The 7,307-nt window shown below is 50.9% G+C and carries 7 protein-coding genes; 5 read left to right on the top strand and 2 right to left on the bottom strand.

The features are described from left to right. Window positions 1-110: 110 nt before the first annotated feature. Window positions 111-515 carry a transporter substrate-binding domain-containing protein gene (locus ACYVRB_RS07900; protein ID WP_461214612.1) on the bottom strand — a complete coding sequence of 135 codons (405 nt, stop codon included), beginning with the start codon at window positions 513-515 and terminating at the stop codon, window positions 111-113. Next, window positions 512-1,264: an amino acid ABC transporter permease gene (locus tag ACYVRB_RS07895; RefSeq protein WP_461214611.1), complete on the bottom strand. Its 753-nt coding sequence runs from the start codon at window positions 1,262-1,264 to the stop codon at window positions 512-514. Before ACYVRB_RS07895 ends, ACYVRB_RS07900 begins: the two co-directional genes overlap by 4 nt. Window positions 1,265-2,332: 1,068 nt before the next feature. On the opposite strand from ACYVRB_RS07895, the gene ACYVRB_RS07890 reads away from it, so the two are divergent. The 5 genes from ACYVRB_RS07890 to ACYVRB_RS07870 all read left to right on the top strand — a co-directional run bounded on the left by ACYVRB_RS07890 (window position 2,333) and on the right by ACYVRB_RS07870 (window position 7,259). After that, window positions 2,333-2,656: a hypothetical protein gene (locus ACYVRB_RS07890; protein ID WP_461214610.1), complete on the top strand. Its 324-nt coding sequence runs from the start codon at window positions 2,333-2,335 to the stop codon at window positions 2,654-2,656. Window positions 2,657-2,802: 146 nt separating this feature from the next. Beyond that, a complete protein-coding gene (locus ACYVRB_RS07885) occupies window positions 2,803-3,267 on the top strand; it encodes a PH domain-containing protein (protein ID WP_461214609.1) in 465 nt (154 codons plus the stop codon). After that, window positions 3,257-4,735 (top strand): PH domain-containing protein, encoded by a 1,479-nt coding sequence (locus ACYVRB_RS07880; RefSeq protein WP_461214608.1) that lies wholly within the window; start codon window positions 3,257-3,259, stop codon window positions 4,733-4,735. The genes ACYVRB_RS07885 and ACYVRB_RS07880 overlap by 11 nt, the downstream gene beginning before the upstream one ends. Window positions 4,736-4,871: 136 nt before the next feature. After that, window positions 4,872-5,354: a DUF2798 domain-containing protein gene (locus ACYVRB_RS07875; protein WP_461214607.1), complete on the top strand. Its 483-nt coding sequence runs from the start codon at window positions 4,872-4,874 to the stop codon at window positions 5,352-5,354. Window positions 5,355-5,843: 489 nt separating this feature from the next. Beyond that, entirely contained in the window at window positions 5,844-7,259 is a 1,416-nt protein-coding gene (locus tag ACYVRB_RS07870; RefSeq protein WP_461214606.1) for a DHA2 family efflux MFS transporter permease subunit, read from the top strand. Window positions 7,260-7,307: the final 48 nt, after the last annotated feature.

Raw genomic sequence — 7,307 nt, 5'->3', positions numbered from 1 at the left:
GTGATGGTTTTCGTCGACTCAACCTTAGCATATAGGCGCACCCAATGGGTGAAACACCAAAGCAGCGCAGTCCCGTGTGAATCATGGGATTGCGCTGCTTTTTTGAAATTCTATGAATAATCCAGGTTGTATTTACCGTACAGAGATACAATGTGTAAATCATAATTGGTATAGCCGACTTTACTGAATTGATATAGCTTACGACGCTCCGCATTGGATTCCAGCTGATTGGCAACCATATCGATACGACGGTTCTTCAGTGCTGGAAAAAGATTCGAGAAATCATAATGCGAGATCTTAAATTTATACTGTGGTAACTTCTTATCGATTGCTTTGATTAAAGCAATTTCATATCCGGTATCATTACCATGCTTATCTTGGTAAACAAACGGGCGAAAGTTTGTTCCAGTTCCGACAGTAACAGTTTTAACTGCTGCCTTTTTGCTACCGCAACCGGTAGCAATCAAACCGATGGCGACTACCGCCGCTAATGCTACAATACGTTTAAATTTCATTTATTTTCCCCTATAACATTTTTCTTTGTAACCTGAAGTGGTTGGGTAATAGGCGTGACAGAAAATAATCTGAACGTTATCCGCCTCTTTACACCAGTGAAATGTGCAAATAGATAATGGATGAGCAGACTCAGTGCCATAAAGATCAACATTGCGTCAATAAAAGCTTCCATTTGGTGCCCTGTATTAGTACCAACCAATTGTGCTTTACCCATCACGTCCATGATGCCAAGATATGTGGCCAACGAAGAATTTTGTAACAGTGATACAATCGAAACTTCAATGTTGGGTATCATCTCTTTAATGGCTTGGGGAATGATAAATGCGCGATAGGTTTGTAGCTTGGTCATCCCCACCGCATAGGCAGCATCAAACTGTGTACGTGGAATATCGTTAATTGCACCACGAATAATTTCTCCAAAATACGCAGCTGAATTTAACCCGTAAGCAATGAACATGAACGAGATTTTGCTCATACTAGAAACATCGATTCCTATCATGGCAAGTACGTTGGGTGCCCCGTAATAAACGACAAATAGTTGCACGATGATTGGCGTCCCTTGAATGAACGAGACGTACAGTGAACTGATCCAGTTCAACAGCGGCACCCGTTCTAAACGAAAGTATGCCAAGAGTAATCCGAGCAACAAGCCCCCAAGAGTCGCCACAATCACAATTGCAAAAGTCACCGGCAACGCCTTGATAATCTGCGGAAATAACGTATACAGATAACGACTGTCAAAAAACATAGCTGGTTCCCCCTTCTTGGGCTGATCAAAACACCACTATCTCACCATCACATCTTCGAATTCCTCAACCCACTACCACGCCATATCAGCAGCCATGAGTTGACTTTGTGCGGACGTAGTCGACACATCATCATCACTCCTTATTTCTCATTGGAACAAAAAAACGCCTCGCAGCATTATATTTGCTACGAGGCGTTTGCACGCGGTACCACTCGTTTTCGATGGCAAAAAAATTCCACCATCCTCATAGGATCAGCTCAACATTGAGCGAATCCGGACGCGATATCGGGCGTATCCGAATGACACTTGGTTTCCCTCGTATCATTAGCAATCATGCGAACCATCTTCGTTCAGGCATCTCTAGCCGGTTTCACCAACCCCGGCCTCTCTGCAAGACATCCCTTGAACTACTCATTCGCTTGCCATCAATTAATTATTGTGATCACAATATCATCGAAATATCATCATGTCAACTTTAAATTAACACTTTATTTTACTAAATAATCGTAAAGAGCATACTAAATGAATTAACATACTCCTAATGGTCAGCGCTTCTCTGGTAAAAATAGACAAAAAAAGCGCCTCGGTATTATCCCCGAGGCGCTTTCGCGCGGTACCACTCGTCATTAATAGCGCAGTCCACTACACTATCCTTGCGTCTCCTCGTCACAAGAAGACGCGCGTATATCGGACGCACCGGACCGAGTTCACATAAGCTCACCCTGTCTGACATTTCGCTAGACCATCTTCGTCATATCATAGCTGACCGGTTCCACCACCCCCGGTCTCTCTGTAAGCATGATTGTGACTACTCATCTCGCTGTCGTTATTGATTAGTCCAGATATTAAGCGCGTCCACCGACTGTGTCAAGACTTTTTTTCGAAAAAATAACACACTTTAGCTTTTAACCCGCGCCCTGCCTGGCCCCTTAGCGTCCAATACTTTTTTCGTCTCAGTCGCACACGTCTATCTTCTGAACCACCCAGATGCTTTTCTCCGGTTAATCTGCCCGCATTGTGCTAAAATCAAGATAGTTTATTCGGTAGTGCAAACGAGGAGAGTCTTCTATGAATGTTTTCAACGCCTTAAAACTGATCAAGTTCGATCATCAGCCCTTGAATCACCAGCAAGTGGTGATCACCGATGACAGCGGCAAGCCGGATGCCCAGCTCTCTGCGCTTTTGTCCGATTGCCTAAGTAAAATCGATATCTTCATCGATTTTGATACCACGGAAAGTGTCGCCGATGTCATCGACGACCTGCACCTGTTGACACCATTGCCATACGATGTACTTGAAGAGTACCAAAAAATCTTGGAGCAGCGGATCATCACCATCAACTTCGCCACGCACAAAGACCTCGTCGAACTAGTATACGCACCACTCGTTTAGTAATAGATCATGACCTATTCATGCAAAGCGCCGCCGCCATGGTTGCGCTTTTTTGTCGTCTCCAAGTGAATCTCGCACCGCTTGTTAAGCCCATCACTAATTGATACACTTAGGGCAAATTGGGCATACTTGGAGGAGGGATTTCCATGCAAAAGCAACTACCACCGCAGATCAAACGGGTATGGCGGATGCGAGCTGTGATCGACGGGGCGATCTGGCTGGTCATCGCAATCGGGTTAGCGGTCGCCAACCACTTCTGGCACTGGCCGCTGTGGCTGGCAGGCATCGCCGTGGGGGCGGCGGTCGTACATGCCGGCTGCCACTTCGTCTTGATCCCGTATCGTTACAACTTCTGGCGTTATCAGATCACCGCCACCGCTGTTTACCTGCGCAGTGGCTTCATCTTTCGCAAATCAACGGCGATCCCGATCACGAGGATCCAAAATGTCACGCTGGAAGCCGGGCCGTTGCTACAGTGGCAACATCTGCAAGCCGTCCAGGTGCAGACCGCTTCAGATAAGCACGAAATCGCCGGCGTCACCTTAGATGTGGCCGCAGAGTTGCGTGATAAGATCATGCAACTGGCCAAGGAGGCCCGCGATGACGCCTAAGCGGATGCCGATTTTGGCCTTACCACTGTTGATTTTCGATGAACTCAAGACTTGGTATTTCCTGGTTATTCTGGTCGCCGCCAACGGGTTTCGCGGCACGTTTGGCCTGATCGACATCCTGACGATCGTCGGGATGGTCGTTGTGATCGTCGGCTTCGCGGTGATCCGCTACTGGCGTTTCACCTACGCCTTAGAAGCGCAAGACGTCACGATCAACTCCGGCCTGTTCGTCAAAAAAATTCGCCACATCCCCTACGCCAACATTCAGACCCTACGCCGCCAGCAGTGGTTTTTCCTGCAACCGTTCGGGCTGGAAAGTCTGAGCATCGAGACCTCTGGCCAAGACAGTAAAAAAGGCGAAGGGACGCTGTTTGCCGTGCCGCTCAGCGTCGCTGTTGATATCGAAGCCCGCCGCCACCACCAACCAGTGCCACCGGTCAGCGACACCCCAGTGGCGACGCCTGCAGGCGAACCGCAAGCGACCTATCACATCAACAGCCGCGACCTGAACATCTACGCCCTGACCAGCCTCGGCTTCCTGCCGATCCTGGCAGTGGTCGGTGGTGCCTGGAACAAGCTGGACGACTTGATCCCCGACGCCTGGCAGCACCGAGCCGTCGACAGCCTCGCCCACCTGGCCGTGCTGGTGATCGTTGGGCTGGTGGTGTTCGCCTTGGTCATTGCCATCGTGATCTCGTATCTCAACTTGTTGCAGCGCTACTACCACTTCACCCTCACCCGCGACGCCAATACGTTGACGGCGACGCGCGGCTTTTTCAAGCGCAACACCGTCAGTGTTCGCTTGGCGCGCATCCAGGCCGCCCAGCTACAGCAAAGCATCCTCAGACAGCTGTTCGGTCTAACGACGGTGCAGGCACTCACCGCCAGCAACGCCGCAGATGACGAAAACAACAACGATCTGGTGTTGATGCCGGTAGTCAAAAGCACGCAAGTCTATCCGACCATGCAACCGTTCGTTGGCTGGTTGCCATCTACCGCACCGACGCTGACCAAGGTCCCGCAAACCAGTTATTACTATTATATGCGCAACCTCTTGTTGCCTAATTTGCTGATCGTCGCCGCGGTGGTCGGGATCACCGCCGCTTTCGCTCACCACTGGCTGTGGCTAGTTAGCCTGTTGAGTATCGGCTGGTTGGTCGTTGCTGGCTTCCAGGCTCGCTATGCCGCGCGCAACGCCGGCGTCGCCATCATCGACGCCCATCGCCTCGCGGTACAAACCGGCAACCTCTGGACGCGCACCCAGTACATCGTCCGCCGCGAAAACATCCAGTCGCTGACGACGGCTTCCAGCTTCTGGCTCGACAAGCGGGCCAAAGCCCACCTGCGCGTGAACGTCCGCCGCGGCGATGGCAACAAACAGCTCGAAGTCCGCTACTTGGATACGGCTACCATCGCCGCCGTATCGGCGTGGTATCAGCCTCAAGACGCCAATCATAAAATTTTCTGAAAATAATGCTTACGCATATTGAAATTTTCTGGTAGTGTTAATAACTGCTGTGGACGACAACTTTTGTCGATTGGTTCCGTATAGGCCTGAGGGCTGACTCTACCTACCAAAATTCCGAGTCCACACAGGAGTATACATGCCTAAAAATTTCAAAGAAGAATTATTCTTCAGTCTCATCATGGCCGGCTTAATGGTGTTCGTCATGGCGGGTTACAACGTCGCTTTATCTGACGGCTTCTCCGCCGAGTACATCTTAGAAGTCTTGCGCGGCTATCCGCTGGCGCTGGTGATCGCGTTGATCCTCGACCTCGGTGTCGTCGGTCCCAACGCCAAGAAGTTGTTCTTCAATCATATCTTCAAGCCTGAAATGGAAAAAAAGCCGATCATCATCGGCATCTGGATTTCGATCCTGATGGTTGCCGGAATGGTGACCTTGATGTCAGCGTTTGGGATCATCGTGACCCACAACTTCGCCGGCAACATCGTCTTGACCTACCTGCACACCTGGATCTTCAACTTGTTCATGGCACTGCCACTGCAGCTGATCATCGTCGGCCCGATCGCTCGCGCCGCCTTGGCCGCTTTCCAAAATCGCGGTACCGCAGTTGAACCCGACTAAAATCCACAAATGAAAATGCCCCCCTGATCCTGTGCAAGTGACGCGGATCAGGGGGCATTTTTTGATTTTGACCGTTATCGACCTCGTCGTCACCATCGTTTTAGCGATCACAGGCAATCAAAAAGACCGTAAGTAAACTTCTCGGCAGGAGTTTCACGGTCTTTTGATTGTTGTATTCTCTTGCCACGCTTTTAACGGCCTGCAAGGACGCTGCGTTGGCGCACGGCGTCTTTTTTGATACCCAAATTATAGCATGGCAGTTCATTGAAGGAAACCCACCAGCTGTGCAAGCAATTTCGGATTTTTCTGAAACTGGGGGTTACACCGACGCCGGTTATCTGGTATGATAACCAACCGTAAACTGCAATGATGATTATTATCACCCCCAGACTCCGCCTATCTGTCTTGGGGTATCACGCCATGGCCTCGTGCTGTGGCGTTTTTTTGCGGGGAAAATTCACTTAATGAGTAAAGGAGTTTGCTTCAATTATGGAATTATCACAATCAATGCCGAAAGCGCGCGTTCAGATCGCGCATCCGGCGCTGGCAATGGTCGGCTTGATGATCGGCTCGTTTGTCGGCATGTTCTCTGAAACTGCACTGAACATCGCGCTGCCATCTTTGATGACCGCCCTCAGCGTCAGCCAAGGCACCGTGCAGTGGCTGGTTACCGGCTACATGCTTGTTATCGGGATCTGCATGCCGCTATCAAGCCTGCTGACCAAGCGCTTCACGACAAAAAAAATCGTCTTGTTCGCCCTCGGCGCCTTCATCGTTGGCGCGGTGATCTCCGCCCTCGGTTCTGCCTTCCCTGTCGTCTTGTTCGGCCGGATGATTCAGGGTATCGGGACTGGCCTTGTTTTACCGCTGATGTTTTCTGTCGCGATGTTGATCTTCCCGCCGCATAAACTTGGCGCCGTCATGGGGATGGCCGCTTTGGTCATCATGTTCGCCCCTGCCATCGGCCCGACCATCACTGGCTTGTTGCTGGCTAAATTGTCCTGGCGCTTCATCTTCTGGTTGTTCGTGCCGTTTTTAGTCGTCGCCTTCGTTTTTGCCGCCATCAACCTTGACAATGTCTATGAACAAACCAAGACGCCTGTCGATTGGTTGTCGATCATTGAATCAACCATCGGTTTTGCCGGCATCGTCATCGGGGCTTCTTCCGCCGCTTCTGCCGGCTGGTTGTCTGCACGGGTGCTGATTGCCTTGATCGTCGGGATTGTTTTCTTGGCATTATATGCCCGCCGTCAGCTCAACTTAGATAAGCCCATGCTCAACTTGCATGTCTTCAACACCCGCCGCTTTACTGTCGGCACGCTGTTGGTCATGCTCGACTTTGGGGTCATCTTGGCTTCGATGTACCTGTTGCCAATGTTCCTGCAACGCGTCATGCACCTGCCTGTTGCCTTGACTGGGATCGTGATGTTACCAGGCGGGATCGTTAACGCCTTGGTATCTGCGATTGCCGGCCGTATGTACGACACGCATGGTGCCAAAACGCTTAGCCGTGTCGGTTTTGTGGTCGCGATCCTCGGGGTCTTGATCCTTTTGTCGGCCAACGCCCACAGCTCCTTGGCATGGGTGATCTTCGGGCACGTCGTCTTGATGATCGGTGCGCCGCTGGCAATGTCGCCATCACAAACTTACGGGTTGAACAGCCTTGAAGGCGCCCAAAGCGCCGACGGGTCTGCGATCTTGAACACGTTACAGCAGATTATCGGGGCGGTTTCCACCGCCATTGCGACCTCAATGATCGCCTTGGGTAGCGCTCAGCAAGCCGGCGTCGCTGGCTTGACCAGTGGCAGCCACTACGGTTTCATTTTCGTCTTGATCCTCGCGGTCGTGGCGCTGATCGTTTCCTTCCAGGTCCAAGCACCTGCCGCAAGTCGCGACGTCAAATAACTGGATTCGATGAGATTTTATTGACATCTTGATTAAATCAAGATAGCA

Source organism: Lacticaseibacillus boliensis (assembly GCF_054784775.1).
The sequence above is the reverse complement of the archived record's forward strand: the minus strand, read 5'-3'. Positions and strand labels throughout refer to the sequence as shown.

Coding starts and splice junctions, on each gene's coding strand:
- ACYVRB_RS07870 (WP_461214606.1), top strand. CDS start 5,844: ATGGAATTATCACAATCAATGCCGAAAGCGCGCGTTCAGATCGCGCAT.
- ACYVRB_RS07880 (WP_461214608.1), top strand. CDS start 3,257: ATGACGCCTAAGCGGATGCCGATTTTGGCCTTACCACTGTTGATTTTC.
- ACYVRB_RS07890 (WP_461214610.1), top strand. CDS start 2,333: ATGAATGTTTTCAACGCCTTAAAACTGATCAAGTTCGATCATCAGCCC.
- ACYVRB_RS07885 (WP_461214609.1), top strand. CDS start 2,803: ATGCAAAAGCAACTACCACCGCAGATCAAACGGGTATGGCGGATGCGA.
- ACYVRB_RS07900 (WP_461214612.1), bottom strand. CDS start 515: ATGAAATTTAAACGTATTGTAGCATTAGCGGCGGTAGTCGCCATCGGT.
- ACYVRB_RS07875 (WP_461214607.1), top strand. CDS start 4,872: ATGCCTAAAAATTTCAAAGAAGAATTATTCTTCAGTCTCATCATGGCC.
- ACYVRB_RS07895 (WP_461214611.1), bottom strand. CDS start 1,264: ATGTTTTTTGACAGTCGTTATCTGTATACGTTATTTCCGCAGATTATC.